At 60.4% G+C, this 17,292-nt stretch carries 15 protein-coding genes; 11 read left to right on the top strand and 4 right to left on the bottom strand.

Translation table 11 applies throughout. The features are described 5' to 3' along the window. Positions 1-189 precede the first annotated feature (189 nt). The 4 genes from ASF13_RS00685 (at position 190) to ASF13_RS24135 (ending at position 3,076) form a co-directional block, all read left to right on the top strand. Positions 190-1,200: an HNH endonuclease domain-containing protein gene (locus tag ASF13_RS00685; RefSeq protein ID WP_056231316.1), complete on the top strand. Its 1,011-nt coding sequence runs from the start codon at positions 190-192 to the stop codon at positions 1,198-1,200. Beyond that, positions 1,200-1,781 carry a bifunctional 2-polyprenyl-6-hydroxyphenol methylase/3-demethylubiquinol 3-O-methyltransferase UbiG gene (locus ASF13_RS00680; RefSeq protein ID WP_056231313.1) on the top strand — a complete coding sequence of 194 codons (582 nt, stop codon included), beginning with the start codon at positions 1,200-1,202 and terminating at the stop codon, positions 1,779-1,781. Before ASF13_RS00685 ends, ASF13_RS00680 begins: the two co-directional genes overlap by 1 nt. A gap of 12 nt (positions 1,782-1,793) precedes the next feature. After that, positions 1,794-2,432: a hypothetical protein gene (locus ASF13_RS00675; RefSeq protein ID WP_056231311.1), complete on the top strand. Its 639-nt coding sequence runs from the start codon at positions 1,794-1,796 to the stop codon at positions 2,430-2,432. 62 nt (positions 2,433-2,494) lie between these two features. Continuing rightward, entirely contained in the window at positions 2,495-3,076 is a 582-nt protein-coding gene (locus tag ASF13_RS24135) for a hypothetical protein (protein ID WP_146005536.1), read from the top strand. Between the two features lie 161 nt (positions 3,077-3,237). On the opposite strand, the gene ASF13_RS00670 is transcribed toward ASF13_RS24135, so the two are convergent. Beyond that, a complete protein-coding gene (locus ASF13_RS00670) occupies positions 3,238-4,116 on the bottom strand; it encodes a LysR substrate-binding domain-containing protein (RefSeq protein ID WP_056231308.1) in 879 nt (292 codons plus the stop codon). A 111-nt stretch (positions 4,117-4,227) separates the two neighbouring features. On the opposite strand from ASF13_RS00670, the gene ASF13_RS00665 reads away from it, so the two are divergent. Together ASF13_RS00665 and ASF13_RS00660 are read left to right on the top strand one after the other, a co-directional pair. Next, on the top strand, positions 4,228-4,845 hold the full coding sequence (locus tag ASF13_RS00665; RefSeq protein ID WP_056232304.1) for a LysE family translocator: 618 nt from the start codon (positions 4,228-4,230) through the stop codon (positions 4,843-4,845). Positions 4,846-5,222: 377 nt separating this feature from the next. Next, a complete protein-coding gene (locus tag ASF13_RS00660) occupies positions 5,223-5,744 on the top strand; it encodes a DUF2501 domain-containing protein (RefSeq protein ID WP_056231305.1) in 522 nt (173 codons plus the stop codon). Positions 5,745-5,906: 162 nt separating this feature from the next. Here ASF13_RS00660 and ASF13_RS00655 read toward each other — a convergent pair whose 3' ends face one another. Further along, positions 5,907-6,527 carry a LysE family translocator gene (locus ASF13_RS00655; protein ID WP_056231302.1) on the bottom strand — a complete coding sequence of 207 codons (621 nt, stop codon included), beginning with the start codon at positions 6,525-6,527 and terminating at the stop codon, positions 5,907-5,909. Positions 6,528-6,880: 353 nt separating this feature from the next. Between ASF13_RS00655 and ASF13_RS00650 the strand changes: the two genes are divergently transcribed. Both ASF13_RS00650 and ASF13_RS00645 read left to right on the top strand, forming a co-directional pair. Next, complete coding sequence (locus tag ASF13_RS00650; protein ID WP_056231301.1) at positions 6,881-8,383, top strand: helicase HerA-like C-terminal domain-containing protein; 1,503 nt, start codon at positions 6,881-6,883, stop codon at positions 8,381-8,383. Between the two features lie 143 nt (positions 8,384-8,526). Continuing rightward, a complete protein-coding gene (locus tag ASF13_RS00645; protein ID WP_056231298.1) occupies positions 8,527-9,804 on the top strand; it encodes a DUF445 domain-containing protein in 1,278 nt (425 codons plus the stop codon). A gap of 108 nt (positions 9,805-9,912) precedes the next feature. On the opposite strand, the gene lptG is transcribed toward ASF13_RS00645, so the two are convergent. After that, on the bottom strand, positions 9,913-10,989 hold the full coding sequence (gene lptG / locus ASF13_RS00640) for an LPS export ABC transporter permease LptG (RefSeq protein WP_056231296.1): 1,077 nt from the start codon (positions 10,987-10,989) through the stop codon (positions 9,913-9,915). Continuing rightward, positions 10,989-12,089 (bottom strand): LPS export ABC transporter permease LptF, encoded by a 1,101-nt coding sequence (gene lptF, locus ASF13_RS00635; protein ID WP_056231294.1) that lies wholly within the window; start codon positions 12,087-12,089, stop codon positions 10,989-10,991. The genes lptG and lptF overlap by 1 nt, the downstream gene beginning before the upstream one ends. A 268-nt stretch (positions 12,090-12,357) precedes the next feature. Here lptF and pepA point away from each other — a divergent pair, with 268 nt between their 5' ends. The 3 genes from pepA (at position 12,358) to ASF13_RS00620 (ending at position 17,254) form a co-directional block, all read left to right on the top strand. Next, positions 12,358-13,869 (top strand): leucyl aminopeptidase, encoded by a 1,512-nt coding sequence (gene pepA / locus ASF13_RS00630; RefSeq protein WP_056231292.1) that lies wholly within the window; start codon positions 12,358-12,360, stop codon positions 13,867-13,869. A gap of 67 nt (positions 13,870-13,936) precedes the next feature. After that, the gene (locus ASF13_RS00625) at positions 13,937-14,386 is read left to right on the top strand and encodes a DNA polymerase III subunit chi (protein WP_056231289.1); all 450 of its coding nucleotides are present in this window, start codon (positions 13,937-13,939) and stop codon (positions 14,384-14,386) included. Between the two features lie 12 nt (positions 14,387-14,398). Beyond that, positions 14,399-17,254: a valine--tRNA ligase gene (locus ASF13_RS00620; RefSeq protein ID WP_056231287.1), complete on the top strand. Its 2,856-nt coding sequence runs from the start codon at positions 14,399-14,401 to the stop codon at positions 17,252-17,254. Positions 17,255-17,292: the final 38 nt, after the last annotated feature.

The raw sequence follows: 17,292 nt of genomic DNA, 5'->3' as shown, positions 1-17,292 counted from the left end.
CTGCCCAGCCTTAGCGGCAGCTACATCCCAGCTCGATCTTTGTCACAGCCCTCCCTTGCGGACCGCGCAGGCCTTACACACCTTAACGGCTTATCGCCTTCATGCCTCATGGGTTTACATCCCCATCATTTTGTTATCAGATCCGCTTACCCGATTCACTTAAGAATCTTCGTAGCTTACGGATACCGCATGCACTTCTATCAGGTCGATTCCACGCTTGAGAACTACTGGCGCGGCATCATTCTGTTTGGCCGTAACGTGGCCTCTTACAAGTTTGCGCTGGCGAAGGCGCTGTATGAGCTGCGCGATGCGCAGAGTGAAGTGATTACGCTGGATGACCTGGCGCTGCCGTTTGCCCGGCATATCTGCGAACACCTGCAGCAGGCACCAAAGCAGAACACCTCGAAGCAGAGCCAGTTCCTGAGCGCCTGTAACGCCTTTAATCGCGGCGAGCTGGATCAGGCTGCGCTGCAGGCGGCAACGGTAAGGCTGGGCTTTGGTGCGGTGATCGAGGCTTTCCATAACGTGAATAACGGTGAGATCGACAAGCGTTTCTTTCTCGACGAACGCCGCAGCCATAAGGGCATCCGTCTGACCGATAACTTCTTCCGGCTGACCGAGAGCGAGCAGTTTGCAAACCTGCTGCCGGAAACCGAAGCGCGCTGGCGGCTGGTCGAGCAGGCGTGGGCGCTGGGCGTGTCGCGCAATATGATTGCGGTGGAGTACGACGCCGCGGACCAGATGCTGTTCAGCAGGCAGGGGCTGCGGCGCACAACCATAACCAGCTGCCGCGACAGCCTGAACGGCTACCAGAAGGGTAAATGCTTTTACTGCTATCGCAGCATCAGCATCGTGTCGGGGGATGATGCGCTGGCGCAGGTCGATCACTTTCTGCCGTGGAGCCTGATGCCGCAGGGCATTCTGCGCAACCTCGACGGGGTGTGGAACCTGGTGCTGGCCTGCCGGGCGTGCAACGGCAGCAAGTCGGCGCGGATTCCCTCCGTGCCGCTGCTGAGCCGCTTGCATACGCGTAACGAATACTTTATCAACAGTCATCTGCCGCTGCGTGAAACGCTGCTGGAGCAGACCGGCAAAAGTGAGAAGGTACGCAGACAGTACCTCAACGACCGCTGGAACACCGCCCGGCAAAGCTTACTGCATACCTGGGAACCCGAAGCACAGGGAGAGGCCACCTTCTGATGAGCATTGATTACTACCAGCGCCACGCACAGCGCTTTTTTGACGATACGGTAAACGTTGATATGTCTGCGCTGTATCAGCCGTTCCTGGCGCTGTTGCCGGCGGGCGGGCGCATCCTCGATGCCGGCTGCGGTTCGGGACGCGATGCGCAGGCGTTCCACCAGCTCGGCTATCAGGTCGATGCCTTTGACGCCTCCAGCGAGATGGTGGCGCGGGCCACGGCGATGAGCGGGCTGCCGGTACAGTGCCTGCGCTTCGAGCAGCTGACGGCGGTGGAGCAGTATGACGGTATCTGGTGCTGCGCCTCGCTGTTGCACGTACCTGCCAGTGAACTGCCGGGGGTGATGGCGATTCTGGCGCGGGCGCTGAAGCCCGGCGGCATATGGTATCTGTCGTTTAAGCTGGGCAGCGAAGAGCGGGAAGTCGATGGGCGGACCTTTACCGATTTAGATAAAACGCGGATTGAAATGCTGCTGGCTGAACTGCCACAGTTGTCGCTGGACTCGTGCTGGCAGACGACGGATAACCGGCCGGTTAATGCAACGCAGTGGCTTAACGCCATCGTTACCCGGCAACGTTAAGGAGAACATGTTATGAGCCTTCCCGGTTCGGGAATCGTTGCTGAAGTTACGCAATCGCTGGAGCAACATCCCTTGTGGACCCTGCTGGCAGTCTTGCTGCTTGTGGTTATTCCGTTGCTGATGAAATGGTTCTGTAGCGAACTGAAGCTGGAGCACCTGCTGCAGTACACGCTGAATAACCGCATCAAGTTTATCAAGGGCGAGCTGAAGGATAACCTGATGAGCGAAGAGCAGCGGGCCGACTATCAGGCGCACTATCACCGGCTGCTTAATCAGAAAACCTACGGCATCAAAAACCCGCAGTTGCAGGCTGAGCTAGCCGGGGTGATCCGCAGCTCCTCCGATATCCTCGACGTGAAGTACTTCCGCCCACATCAGTATATTCTTAGCCTGAACGAGAATAAGCGGGTGTTTGTCGACGGCAAAAAGGTCTCGCAGCGCAGGATTGAAGCCTGCGTGCTGATTGCGATGGGGATTACACTTATCGTATTAGGGTTGGCTGTCATTCAACTTTATGCGCCAATGGGTATTTTCATTATGGCACTGGGGTTACTGCTCTATTTCGCCACGCTGGGGCATTTTCCGGCTAACTTCCGCGTTCGTAAACATTTGCAGGCTCAGTTTGACACGCATTACTCCCAACAAACATGAGTATTAAAACACCTTCTCACGTAATATTATAAAAGACAACCAACCCATGGGGATATATTAGCATGAGCATTACTGAAGCAGTCATTAAATGTTTTTTAATTTCAGTTGCTGCACCTATTGTAAGATGGATAATCGGTGGAATAAATCCATTTGAAATTTCAGACATCAGATTGAACTTCAAGTTAAAATTCATTAAACATAGACTGGAAGATGTTTTTTTAACTGATAATTTGAAACAAACCTTACTTGAAGAACGGAAAAGACTCGTCATGCAAAAAATTACAAAATTTGAGAATCCAGTTTTACAAGAAGCGGCATTAATGATTGCAAGTAAATCACCAGATGTACCGAGCCCAACTTATCTTTCAAAGTTCAAAAATTTACTAACCGTAAATGAATATGGCGCTCTTTGTTTCAGCAAGGACAGAATAAAAGATTACTTCAGTAATTTTCTGGTTATTTATATTACTGGGTGCGCGATATTAATCTTAGGTTTTTATTATGGAAGGGAAGATGACATCTTCTTAAAAACTTGTATAATATCAACCGTTGCGCTTCATTTTTTCAGCATTCGCTATGCAACTCCTGGAAAAAAGATGATGGCGGATTTAGAGAAAAGAATTAATAGAGCATACAATAGCTAACACGCCAATATAAACTTAATAGAGCCGGTATTTTTTCATATAAAATCCAGCTCTTTTTTTTAAGAAACCACACCATGACGTTAACTTAAAAATCATGATTGATTTATATAAAGCACAAGTAGCATCCGATAATTCAACAGCTTTAATCTGATTTATTTTTTCTAAACAATTTCCCTCAAACTCCCCCCTACTTCCCCCCTCACCCAATCCCGAAACACCCCCGCGTCAGACCCAGCCGTAATCTCCTCCTTCGCCAGCAGCCAGTACCCACTCCCGTCCTGCATAAATCCCCACGGGGCCACCAGCTGGCCGCTGTTGAGTTCGTCCTGCACCATCAGAAACGACATCATCGCCACGCCCAGCCCGGCCAGCGCCGCCTGGGCGCAGAGGTAGAAGTGTTCATACTCCGCCCGGCTGCTGCCCGCCGTGGAGATGCCGCTGACCTGCTGCCATTGCTGCCACGCGCCTGGGCGGGTAGCGCTGTGCAGTAACCGCTGCCCGTGCAGGCTCAAATCCCCCTTCAGCCCCCCTACATCCCGACAAACCGGCCCCATCCACTCGTCGCAGATCTTCTCCGCGTGCTGGCCGTGAAAGCTGAAGTCGTCGCGGCGCAGCGCGAGGTCGATGCCGCTGCGGGCGAAGTCCACCGGGCCGCCGGCGGCCACCAGCTGCAGGGTGATGTCAGGGTGCTGCTGCTGGAATGAAGGTAAGCGCGGGATCAGCCAGCGCATGGCAATGGTTGGCTCGCAGGAGACGGTCAGCGCCTGCGGGCGCGTGCCCTGCTGTAGCTGCTGCACGGTGTGTTCCAGCTGTTCAAACAGCGGGGCGGTGGTGTTAAGCAGGGTGCGCCCGGCGGCGGTGAGAAATACCGCGCGGTTGCGGCGTTCAAACAGGGTAACGCCCAGCGCCTCTTCCAGCTGGCGCACCTGGCGGCTGACCGCGCCGTGGGTGACGTGCAGTTCGGCGGCGGCCTGCACAAAGCTGCCGCAGCGGGCGGCGGCGTTGAAGAAGCGAAATGAGGCGAGCGGCGGCAGTGGCATAATAGTCGATGAATTCTCACAGGTTGGCATCACGATAAATCGTTTTTGCCGGGCGGGCAAGCGGCTGATAATCCGGACACTTCCCCAATCTTTGATGAGAGTTTAATTATGTTGAGCGAGCTGTTAGCCGTCGCCTTTATCACCGTTCTGGCGGTGATCAGCCCCGGCCCGGATTTTGCCATGATTACCCGCAACAGCTACGCGTACGGCGCGCGCAGCGGGCTGATGTCGGCGTTTGGTATCGCCTGCGGCGTGCAGGTGCATGTGATTTATACGCTGTTCGGTATTGCGCTGCTGATCGTGCAGTCGCCGCTGCTGTTTACGCTGATGAAGCTGGCCGGTGCGGGCTATCTGGTGTATCTCGGCTGGCGCTCGCTGCGCAGCCACGGCGCGCTGCCGGTGAGTGAGGCACGGGGTGCGGCCCCCTCGCCGTTCGCCGCCTGGCGCAGCGGATTTTTAACCAACGCGCTGAACCCGAAAACCATGCTGTTTGTGGTCGCCACCTATACCCAACTAGTGCAGCCGGGCAGCCCGCTAAGCCACGGCATCGGCTACGGGCTGTTTATTTCGGCGGCGCACTGGCTGTGGTTCAGCCTGGTGGCGCTGTTCTTCAGCGCGCCGCCGGTGCGCCACAGGCTGCTGGCGTATCAGCGCCACGTGGATCGGCTGCTGGGCGTGGCGCTGATCGGGCTGGGGGCCGCGCTGGCGATGACCGGTATTACGACGTAACTCCGCGATATGTCCCGGCACGGGGCGACCGCGCAGAGAGCAACGCTGGTGATGGCGCTGGCGATGGCGATGGCGATGGCAGGTATCACGGCCTGAATCTGCGATATGCCCCGCTGTTGAAGGTGGCGATACCTGGACTGGGATTCACATTGGCACCGCCCGCCATGCTCCGCGCCGGCAATATCGCGCATCGCGGCCCCACTTCCCTTAATCCCCTTAACCCCCCTTTACAGAACACTCTGAATTCCATTACCTTGCGTGCCGCTTGCAGGATGGCTGCGGAACCTCCGCGTTTCGCGGCAGTCTGAGGAACAGGTCGCCGCGTGCCCCTTCGGGTGGCAGCGGCAAAGCACAGCAGGTTGATATAAGGCATAACAATGAAAGCAGCAGGTAAACTCTTAATCGCCGCGATGGCCGCTTCCGCCCTGTTCTCAGGGGTGGCGAACGCTGCCAGCTGGCAGGATCAGCTGAGCTCCGCGGCCAGCGCGCTGGGCCAGAACAACGGCGGCAGCTCCACCACCGCTGAAAACGGCGCGACCAGCGCCCAGAGCGGCACCTCGCTGACCGCGCTGGCCGGGCTGCTGAACGGCGGCAGCCAGTCGCTGAGCGCCGGCACCATGAGCAACGCGGCGGGTATTTTGTCGTACTGCGTGAAGAACAATCTGGTGGATAACAACGTCGACGCGCTGAAAAATCAGGTGCTCGGCAAGCTCGGGCTGGAAGATACGCAGAAGCAGCAGGAAACCACCGACTATCAGCAGGGGCTGCTCGGCCTGCTGAATACCGGCAGCAACCAGCAGGTGAACCTGAAGTCGCTGGGCGAAACCCCGCTCGGCAAGCAGGTGAAAACCAAAGCCTGCGATCTGGTGCTGAAACAGGGTATGCACTTTATCTCTTAATTGACTACGCTTAACCAGCGGCGGGGCTGTCCCCCTGCCGCCCCGACTTTACCCGGCCACCCTGCGTGGCCTTTTTTATGTCGGGATAAATCAGGTTAATCCCGGCAGCAGGGCGATGACTGCCCCTGCCACCGCAGGATAGCGCGGCAAAGCGCCCGCTCCTTACTTCACGATCAGCCGGATGCCCAGCGCCGCCATCACCGTGCCGCCCAGCCGATCCAGCGGGGCCTTAAAGCGCAGGTAGGTGTTGCGCGGCCCGCGCGATGAGAGAGCGTAAGCCACAAACAGATACCACAGGCCGTCAATCATCATCGCCACCAGCGGGATGGCGATAAACATGCCGGTGCTGACCTGCTGCGGCAGCAGCGCGGCAAATACGCCGCTGAATACCAGCGCGGTTTTTGGGTTGCTGATCTGGGTGGTGAAGGCGGTGAGAAACGCCCGCTGCATGGTTTTGCCGTTGCTGCCCGGCAGTTCAAGAGCCAGCGGTTCGCGGGCGCCACGAAACATCTTATATGCCATCCACAGCAGGTAGAGGCCACCGAGGGTCTTCATTACCAGCCACAGCACCGGCACGGCGGTAAGCAGCGTATGCAGGCCGAGCAGCGCGATGGTGGCAAACACCAGGCTGCCCGCGCCCATCCCCAGTGCGGCACCGATGCCCGCCCGCCGCGATGAGGCCACCGCCGTGCGCGCGACCAGAATAAAGCTCGGCCCCGGGCTGATCGCCCCTAAGCCAAGCGCCGCCCCAATTGAAACCACCGACAGTACCGCTGCGTCCATTTCATACCCCGCTCAGTTGATGAATGATTAACATAACGGCTAAGCGTTAATGTGGGCAAGCACCGTCACGCACAGTCTGCTGCGGGTACGGTCAGTAAAGCCGGCTTTCCGCACAGTTCCCCGCTACCACAGGCTGCGCCGGGCATACCGGCAACGCATCTTCCCCGCCCGCACAGCACAATGCGCGGAGCATTCGCGGGATCGGTAAACTCGCCTTCAGCCGATGCTGCCGCCAGGGATATGATCCGCATCGCCTTTTTCCCGCCCGCCCTGCAGCCAACGTGCTCAGAGCCGCGCAGCGCCTGCTATGCTTACAGGCATCTTCCCCTGCCACGCCACCGACGGATGCCGCCATGACCGAGCCGCTGCTGATTGCCCAGACCCCTGAACTCCAGCTCCACCTGCTGCCCGCGATGGCCAACCGCCACGGGCTGATTACCGGTGCCACCGGCACCGGCAAAACCGTCACCCTGCAGAAGCTGGCGGAGAGCCTTTCCGCCGCCGGGGTGCCGGTGTTTATGGCCGACGTGAAGGGCGACCTCACCGGCGTGGCGAAGCCGGGCGTTGCCAGCGATAAGCTGAACGAGCGGCTGGCGAAGATCGGCGTCAGCGACTGGTCACCGCAGCAGAGCCCGGTGGTGCTGTGGGACGTGTTCGGCCAGCGCGGCCATCCGCTGCGCGCCACGGTGAGCGATCTGGGTCCGCTGCTGCTGGCGCGGCTGCTGGATCTGAACGAGGTGCAGAGCGGCGTGCTGCAGATCGTGTTCCGCATCGCCGACGATCAGGGGCTGCTGCTGCTCGATTTTAAGGATCTGCGGGCGATCGTGCGTTACGTCGGTGATAACGCCAAAGCCTTCCAGAACCAGTACGGCAATATCAGCAGCGCCTCGGTGGGGGCGATCCAGCGCGGGCTGCTGACGCTGGAGCAGCAGGGGGCGGAGCACTTCTTCGGCGAGCCGATGCTGGAGATCCGCGACTGGATGCGCACCGACGATGCCGGGCGCGGCACCATCAATATCCTCGCCGCCGAGCAGCTTTACCAGCAGCCGAAACTGTACGCCACCACCCTGCTGTGGCTGCTCTCTGAGTTGTACGAGCAGCTGCCGGAGGCGGGCGACCTCGACAAGCCGAAGCTGGTGTTCTTCTTCGACGAGGCGCACCTGCTGTTCAGCGAGGCGCCGGCGGTGCTGCTGCAGAAGATCGAGCAGGTGATGCGGCTGATCCGCTCCAAAGGGGTCGGCGTGTGGTTCGTATCGCAGAACCCGGCGGATATCCCCGATGCGGTGCTCGGCCAGCTGGGCAACCGCGTGCAGCACGCGCTGCGCGCCTTTACGCCGCGGGACCAGAAGGCGGTGAAGGTGGCGGCGCAGACCCTGCGTGCCAACCCGGCCTTTGATACGGAGCAGGCGCTGCAGCAGCTGGCGACCGGCGAGGCGCTGGTGTCGTTCCTTGATGCCAAAGGCAGCCCGTCGGTGGTCGAGCGCAGCTGGGTGATCGCCCCCGGCTCACGCATGGGCCCGGTGACGGACGACGAGCGTAACGGCCTGCTTAACCACTCGCCGCTGGCCGGCAAGTATGACGAGGAGATCGACCGCGAGTCCACTTACGAACGGCTGCAGCAGGGCGTGCAGGCGGCGGGCGACAGGAGCGGTGCCCCGCCGGTGGCCGGAGAACAGGCGGCAGCGGATGGCGGCCTGCTCGGCGGGCTGAAGGATATTTTGTTCGGCAGCACCGGGCCGCGCGGCGGCAAGCGCGACGGCGTGGTGCAGAGCGTGGCGAAAAGCGCCGCACGCCAGGTAACGAATCAGATTATTCGCGGCGTGCTGGGCAGTATTATGGGTGGCCGCAAAAAATAACCCGCATCTTTCACGCCGCAGGTGCGTTGGCTGCCCGCGACAACCCCGGTCACTGACTAATGTCAGCTCCCGGGGATTGCCACGGTTGCCGCCTTCCTGCGACACGAAATCTGCCGGTTATTTATAGATTAAACTGGGAAAATATGGATAAAGAACTCGAACTCAAACGCGCCAAACGCCTGCCGCTTTTACTGCTGCTGGCGGCAATGCTGGTGTTTACCGGCACCGTGCTGTGGCCGGTGTGGTATGCGCCGAACCCGTGGATCGCCGGGCTGAAGGCGGTGTCGGAGGCGGCGATGGTCGGCGCGCTGGCCGACTGGTTCGCGGTCAGCGCGCTGTTTCGCCGGGTGCCGATCCCGCTGGTTGGCCGCCATACGGCGATTATCCCGCGCAATAAAGACCGTATCGCCGTCAACCTGGCGGCCTTTGTGCAGGACAAGTTTCTCAGCACGGCGTCGCTGCTGGAGCTGATCCGCCGCCACAATCCGGCACAGATGCTGGCCGGCTGGCTGGCGGCACCGGATAATGCCGCACGAGCAAGCGGCTGGCTGCTGAAGATGGTGCGCGGTTTCCTCGACCTCGCCGACGACCAGCGTATTCAGGCGTTTATGCGCCGCGCCGTTCACCAGGCGATCGATAAGGTCGATCTCAGCCGGTCGGCGGCGCTGGTGCTGGAGAGCCTGACCAGGAACAACCGCCACCAGCAGCTGCTGGACGACGCGCTGGCGCAGGTGCTGCAGCTGGTCAACCGCCCCGCCACCCACGAGTTTATCGCCCTGCAGGTGGTGCACTGGCTGAAGCGCGAGCATCCGCTGAAGGAGAAGATGCTGCCGAGCGAGTGGCTGGGCGAGAAGAGCGCCGGACTGGCGGCCAGCGCGGTGCAGTCGATTCTGAACGAGATTGAGAACGATCCTGACCACCAGCTGCGCCAGGGCTTTAACCGCGCGGTGCAGCGGCTGATCGTCCGCCTGCGCAGCGATCCGGAGATGGCGCAGAAGGCGGAAGAGATTAAGCAGTACCTGAAGGAAGACGAAACGCTGAACCGCTATATCGGCCAGCTGTGGGGCGATCTGCGCGGCTGGCTGAAAGAGGATATCGCGCGTGAGGACTCAAAACTGCACGCGAAAATCAGCGCCGCCGGGCAGTGGTTTGGCGAAGCGCTGCTGAATGACGCCACCCTGCGCGCCTCGCTGAACCAGCATCTGGAAGAGGCGGCCAGCAGCGCCGCGCCGGAGTTCGCCGAGTTCCTCAGCGTGCATATCCGCGACACGGTGAAAAACTGGGACGCCGCCGATATGTCGCACCAGGTCGAACTGAACATCGGCGCCGATCTGCAGCGCATCCGCATCAACGGTACGCTGGTCGGCGGCGTCATCGGGCTGATCCTCTATCTGCTGTCGCTGCTGCCGCAGGTGATATAAAAAAACAGGGGCCGGTATCAATCCGGCCCCTGCTCTTATCGTCCCTGCCCGGCTTCGCGCCGGCGGGTGCCCTTAAAATGGCCCCGCGCCAGCGGATAACCCCCGCCTCTATCGACGCTTCAGCAACATATACAAACTCAGCGCAAAGAACGCCGCGCTCGGCAGCAGCGCACCGAGCACCGGCGGGATGCTGTACACCAGGCTCAGCGGGCCGAAGATCTGATCCAGCACGTAGAACAGGAAGCCGAAGCTGATGCCGGTGATCATCCGCATGCCCATCGACACGCTGCGCAGCGGGCCGAAGATAAACGACAGCGCCATCAGCATCATCACCGCCACCGACAGCGGCTGGAAGATTTTGCTCCACATATTCAGCTGGTAGCGGCCGGAAACCTGGCCACTCTGCTTGAGGTATTTGGTGTAGGCATACAGCCCGCTGATCGACAGCGCTTCCGGATCCAGCGCCACCACGCCAAGCTTGTCCGGCGTCAGGGTGGTTTTCCACTCGCCGGTCAGCGTCTGGCTGCCGCGCACCTGTTTCGGGTCGGTGAGGTCGGACTGATCCACCTGCGACAGCTGCCAGATCGCCCGTCCTGCATCGTATTTCGCGCTTGCCGCGTAGCGCACCGACTGCAGGCGGCGCTCGTGGTTAAAGCTGTAGATGCTGATGCCGGCCAGTTCGCTGTTGTCGCGGATACGTTCGATAAAGATAAAGTTATCGCCGTCCTTCGCCCACAGCCCGTTCTGGGTGGAGAGCAGCGAGCCGCCCACCAGCTGCTGCGCACGGTAGTTACGCGCCATCTGCTCGCCTTTTGGCGCAACAAACTCGCCGATGGCCATGGTGAGGATCACCAGCGGAATGGCGGTTTTCATCACCGAGGCGGCAATCTGCAGGCGGGTATAGCCCGAGGCCTGCATCACCACCAGTTCGCTGCGCTGCGCCAGCATGCCGAGGCCCAGCAGCGCGCCAAGCAGCGCGGCCATCGGGAAGAAGATCTCCACGTCCTTCGGCACGCTGAGCAGGGTGTAGATGCCGGCACCGAGCGCGGTGTACTCGCCCTGCCCGGTTTTGCGCAGCTGGTCAACAAACTTGATGATGCCGGAGAGCGACACCAGCATAAACAGCGTCGCCATGATGGTGTTAAAGATGGTTTTACCGATATAACGGTCAAGTACGCCAAACATCAGACCGACCCTCCGCGGGTAAAGCGCGCACGCAGGCGGCGCATCGGCACCGTATCCCACAGGTTAAGCAGCACCGCCAGCGCCAGGTAGCTGAGGTTAACCAGCCACATCCAGACCGCCGGATCGAGCCGGCCCTTGTTGCCGCTGGAGCGCAGCGAGCTCTGCAGCAGGAAGAACACCAGGTAGAGCAGCATCGCCGGCAGCATCGACAGCACGCGGCCCTGGCGTGGGTTGACCACGCTGAGCGGCACCACCATCAGCGCCATCACCAGCACCGAGAACACCAGCGTCAGCCGCCAGTGCAGCTCGCTTCTGAACTCGGTTTTGTCTGACCGCCACAGCGCCAGCAGCGACATCTGTTCGGCGTCATTCGGGTCGAGCGTCACCGTCTGGTGGCCGACAATCGCCTGGTAGTTCTCAAAATCGGTGATGCGGAAGTCACGCAGCAGCGCGGTGCCCTCAAAGCGGGTACCGTGATCGAGGGTCACCACCTGCGAGCCGTCGGCGCGCTGGTTCATATGCCCCTGATCGGCCACCACCACCGACGGGCGGGCGTTGCCGTTCGGCCGCAGCTGGGCTAAGAACACCTTGCCAAAGTTGTTGCCTTTAACGTTCTCGATAAACAGCACCGACTGGCCGTCACCGGACTGCTGGAACTGGCCGGCGGCCAGCGCCGCCGCGCCCGGGTTGGCTTTGGCGTTCTGCGTCACTTCGCTCTGATAACGCGACGACCACGGGCCAAGCCAGCCGACGTTGACCGCCGCCAGCAGCGCGGTGAACAGCATCAGCAGCATCGCCGCTTTGACCAGCACGCTCTTACCGAGGCCGCAGGCGTGCATCACGGTGATTTCACTCTCGGTGTATAACCGGCCGAGCGTCATCAGAATGGCTAAAAAGAGGCTTAACGGCAGGATCAGCTGCGCCATTTCGGGCACGCCGAGGCCGAGTAAGGTGAGGACTAAGTTTGTTGGAATCTCGCCATCCACCGCGGCTCCCAGTATCCTGACTAACTTCTGACAAAAGAAGATCAGCAGCAGGATGAACAGGATAGCCAGCTGGCTTTTGAGCGTTTCCTTAACCAGATATCTAATGATGATCACGCTGAATACGCCTGTGAAAACTTGTCTTTTTGCAGGAAAATCGCTAGTTTCATCGCTTATACGCCATTTTTTCTCATCAATGGCCCATGTCATAGCTAAAATAGTATGACAATAATCGCGTTCCGGTGGGGTTAAAACTTAAAAACTTCCCCGGAACTGACTCTGACGTTCGTGACTAAACGACGTTTACGCAACGGCACTTTTCGTTACGGAAGCGCTACATTCTAGCCGCAGCAGCCGCCGTTGTCTTTAAGATTCAGGAGAATGCATGGAGTTCAGTGTAAAGAGCGGTAGCCCGGAAAAACAGCGCAGTGCCTGTATTGTAGTGGGTGTTTTCGAACCGCGCCGGTTATCACCGATTGCTGAACAGCTGGATAAAATCAGCGATGGCTATATCAGCGCCCTGCTGCGCCGCGGCGAGCTGGAAGGCAAAGTGGGGCAAACCCTGCTGCTGCATCATGTGCCGAACATTCTCTCTGAGCGCATCCTGTTGATCGGTTGCGGCAAGGAACGCGAACTGGACGAGCGCCAGTACAAGCAGGTGATCCAGAAAACCATCAACACCCTGAACGACACCGGGTCGATGGAAGCGGTCTGCTTCCTGACCGAGCTGCACGTGAAAGGGCGTAACACCTACTGGAAAGTGCGCCAGGCGGTGGAGACCTCGAAAGAGACGCTCTACAGCTTCGATCAGCTGAAGAGCAACAAGGTCGAGCCGCGCCGCCCGCTGCGCAAGCTGGTGTTTAACGTGCCGACCCGCCGCGAGCTGACCAGCGGCGAGCGCGCTATCCAGCACGGCCTGGCCGTGGCCTCCGGCGTTAAGGCGGCGAAAGACCTCGGCAATATGCCGCCAAATATTTGTAACGCGGCGTATCTGGCCTCGCAGGCGCGCCAGCTGGCGGACGCCTACAGCAGGAACATCACCACCCGGGTGATCGGCGAGCAGCAGATGAAAGAGCTGGGCATGAACGCCTACCTCGCCGTCGGCCAAGGCTCGCAGAATGAGTCGCTGATGTCGGTGATCGACTACAAGGGCAACCCGGACGCGGATGCGCGGCCGATCGTGCTGGTCGGTAAAGGCGTCACCTTCGATACCGGCGGCATCTCGCTCAAGCCGGGCGAAGCGATGGACGAGATGAAGTATGATATGTGCGGCGCGGCGGCGGTGTACGGCGTGATGCGTATGGTCGCCGAGCTGAACCTGCCGCTGAACGTGGTTGGCGTGCTGGCGGGCTGTGAAAACATGCCCGGCGGCCGCGCCTACCGTCCGGGCGACGTGCTGACCACCATGTCCGGTCAGACCGTCGAGGTGCTGAACACCGACGCCGAAGGCCGCCTGGTGCTGTGCGACGCGCTGACCTACGTTGAGCGCTTCGATCCGGAAGTGGTGATTGACGTGGCGACGCTGACCGGGGCCTGCGTCATCGCGCTTGGCCACCATATCAGCGGCCTGCTGTCGAACCACAATCCGCTGGCGCACGAGCTGATCGGTGCCTCCGAGCAGGCCGGCGACCGCGCCTGGCGTCTGCCGATGGCCGACGAGTATCAGGAGCAGCTGGACTCGAACTTTGCCGATATGGCCAATATCGGCGGCCGCCCCGGCGGTGCCATTACCGCCGCCTGCTTCCTGGCGCGCTTTGCCCGTAAGTATAACTGGGCGCACCTCGACGTGGCCGGTACCGCCTGGCGCTCCGGCAAGGCCAAAGGCGCCACCGGCCGCCCGGTCGCCCTGCTGTCGCAGTTCCTGCTGAACCGCGCGGGCCTGAACGGCGACGATTAACGCCGCCACCGCCGTACAGGGCCGGTTCACCGGCCCTGTACGCTTACCCGATTAAACGAGCACCCTGATGAAAAACGCCACCTTCTATCTGCTGGAAACCGACACCCCGGTTGACGGGCTGAGCGCGCAGGAAGCGCTGGTCTGCGATCTGGCCGGTGCCCGCTGGCGTGAAGGCAAGCGGGTGCTGATCGCCTGCGCCGATGAAGCCCAGGCGATCCGGCTGGATGAGGCGCTGTGGCAGCGCCCGGCCGACGCCTTTGTGCCGCATAATCTGGCGGGGGAAGGCCCGAAATACGGTGCGCCGGTCGAGCTGGCCTGGCCGCAGCGCCGCGGCAACGCCCCGCGCGACCTGCTGATCAGCCTGCTGCCGCAGTTTGCAGATTTTGCCACCGCTTTCTATGAAGTGATAGACTTCGTTCCCTACGAAGAATCTTTGAAACAGCTGGCGCGCGACCGCTATAAAGCGTACCGCAGCGTTGGATTCCACTTGAATACGGCAACGCCGCCCATTGCCTAAGACATAGCAGATATGGAAAAGACATATAACCCGCAAGATATCGAGCAGCCGCTTTACGAGCACTGGGAACAGCAGGGCTACTTTAAACCGCATGGCGATACCAGCCAGGAAAGCTTCTGCATCATGATCCCGCCGCCGAACGTCACCGGCAGCTTGCATATGGGTCACGCCTTCCAGCAGACCATCATGGACACCATGATCCGCTACCAGCGCATGCAGGGGAAAAACACCCTGTGGCAGGCGGGCACCGACCACGCGGGCATCGCCACGCAGATGGTGGTGGAGCGTAAGATCGCCGCTGAAGAGGGGAAAACCCGTCAGGACTACGGCCGCGACGCCTTTATCGAAAAAATCTGGCAGTGGAAAGCGGAGTCCGGCGGCACCATCACCCGCCAGATGCGCCGCCTCGGCAACTCCGTGGACTGGGAGCGCGAGCGCTTCACCATGGACGACGGCCTGTCTAACGCGGTGAAAGAGGTGTTCGTTCGCCTGCATAAAGAGAACCTGATCTACCGCGGCAAGCGCCTGGTGAACTGGGATCCGAAGCTGCGCACCGCCATCTCCGACCTGGAAGTGGAGAACCGCGAGTCAAAAGGCTCAATGTGGCACCTGCGCTACCCGCTGGCCGACGGCGTGAAGACCGCCGACGGTAAAGATTACCTGGTGGTCGCCACCACCCGCCCGGAAACCATCCTTGGTGATACCGGCGTGGCGGTCAATCCGGAAGATCCGCGCTATAAAGACCTGATCGGCAAGTTCCTCGTGCTGCCGCTGGTTAACCGCAGCATCCCGATCGTCGGCGACGAACACGCCGATATGGAGAAAGGCACCGGCTGCGTGAAGATCACCCCGGCGCACGACTTTAACGACTACGAAGTGGGTCGTCGTCATAAGCTGCCGATGATCAACATCCTGACCTTCGACGGCGATATCCGCGATGCGGCACAGGTTTACGACACCAACGGCGAAGAGTGCGATGCGCACGACGATTCTATCCCGGCGGAGTTCCGTGGCCTGGAGCGCTTTGCAGCGCGTAAAGCCATCGTTGCCGCCATCGACGCGCTCGGCCTGCTCGACGAGATCAAACCGCACGATCTGACCGTTCCTTACGGCGATCGCGGCGGCGTGGTGATCGAGCCGATGCTGACCGATCAGTGGTACGTGCGCACCGCCCCGCTGGCGAAAGTGGCGGTGGAAGCGGTAGAGAACGGTGATATTCAGTTCGTGCCGAAGCAGTATGAGAACATGTACTTCTCGTGGATGCGCGATATCCAGGACTGGTGCATCTCCCGTCAGCTGTGGTGGGGCCACCGTATCCCGGCCTGGTACGACGACGCCGGTAACGTCTACGTTGCCCGCAGCGAAGAAGAAGTGCGCGCCGAGAACAACCTCGGCCCGGACGTGGCGCTGCGCCAGGACGAAGACGTGCTGGATACCTGGTTCTCCTCCGGGCTGTGGACCTTCTCCACCCTCGGCTGGCCGGAAAACACCGAAGCGCTACGTACCTTCCACCCGACCAGCGTGCTGGTCAGCGGCTTTGACATCATCTTCTTCTGGATTGCGCGCATGATCATGCTGACCATGCACTTTATCAAGGATGAAGACGGCAAGCCGCAGGTGCCGTTTAACACCGTCTATATGACCGGGCTGATCCGCGACGACGAAGGGCAGAAGATGTCCAAGTCGAAGGGTAACGTGATCGATCCGCTGGATATGGTCGACGGCATCTCGCTGGAAGACCTGCTGGAGAAACGCACCGGCAACATGATGCAGCCGCAGCTGGCGGAGAAGATCCGCAAGCGCACCGAGAAGCAGTTCCCGAACGGCATCGAGCCGCACGGCACCGACGCCCTGCGCTTTACCCTGGCGGCGCTGGCCTCTACCGGCCGCGACATCAACTGGGATATGAAGCGCCTGGAAGGCTACCGCAACTTCTGTAACAAGCTGTGGAACGCCAGCCGCTTTGTGCTGATGAACACCGAAGGCCACGACTGCGGCTTTAACGGCGGCGAACTGGAGCTGTCGCTGGCCGACCGCTGGATCCTCGCCGAGTTTAATCAGACGGTGAAAGCCTACCGCGAAGCGCTGGACAGCTACCGCTTCGATCTGGCGGCCGGTATTCTCTACGAGTTTACCTGGAACCAGTTCTGCGACTGGTACCTGGAGCTGGCCAAGCCGGTGATGAACGGCGGCAGCGAGAACCAGCTGCGCGGCACCCGCAACACGCTGGTGACGGTGCTGGAAGCGCTGCTGCGCCTGGCACACCCGATTATCCCGTTCATTACCGAAACCATCTGGCAGCAGGTGAAAGTGCTGAAGAACATCAGCGACGACACCATTATGCTGCAGCCGATGCCGGAGTTTGACGCCGCGCGCGTTGACGAGGCGGCGATGGCCGATACCGAGTGGCTGAAGCAGGCGATCGTTGCGGTGCGTAACATCCGTAACGAGATGAACATCTCCCCTGCCAAGCCGCTGGACGTGCTGCTGCGCGGCGCCAGCGACGACGCGGCCCGCCGCGTGCAGCAGAACCACACCTTCCTGCGCACCCTGGCGCGCCTGGAGAAGCTGGAGCTGCTGCCGGCCGGTGACAAAGGCCCGGTTTCCGTCACCAAGCTGGTCGACGGTGCCGAGCTGCTGATCCCGATGGCCGAGCTGATCGACAAAACCGTCGAGCTGGAGCGTCTGGCGAAGGAAGTGGGCAAAGTGGAAGCGGAGATGGAAAAAATCACCGCCAAGCTGGGCAACGAAGGCTTTGTGGCACGCGCCCCGGAAGCGGTAGTCGCCAAAGAGCGCGAGCGTCTGGCCGACTTCGAACAGGCGAAAATCAAGCTGATCGAGCAGCAGGGCGTGATTGCTGCGCTGTAAGGCTTAGGTAATGCCAGCCGGTTAAAGGGCGATGCGGG

The organism is Erwinia sp. Leaf53 (assembly GCF_001422605.1).
In the GTDB taxonomy this organism is placed as follows: domain Bacteria; phylum Pseudomonadota; class Gammaproteobacteria; order Enterobacterales; family Enterobacteriaceae; genus Erwinia.
This window is presented reverse-complemented; position numbering and strand designations above follow the sequence as displayed.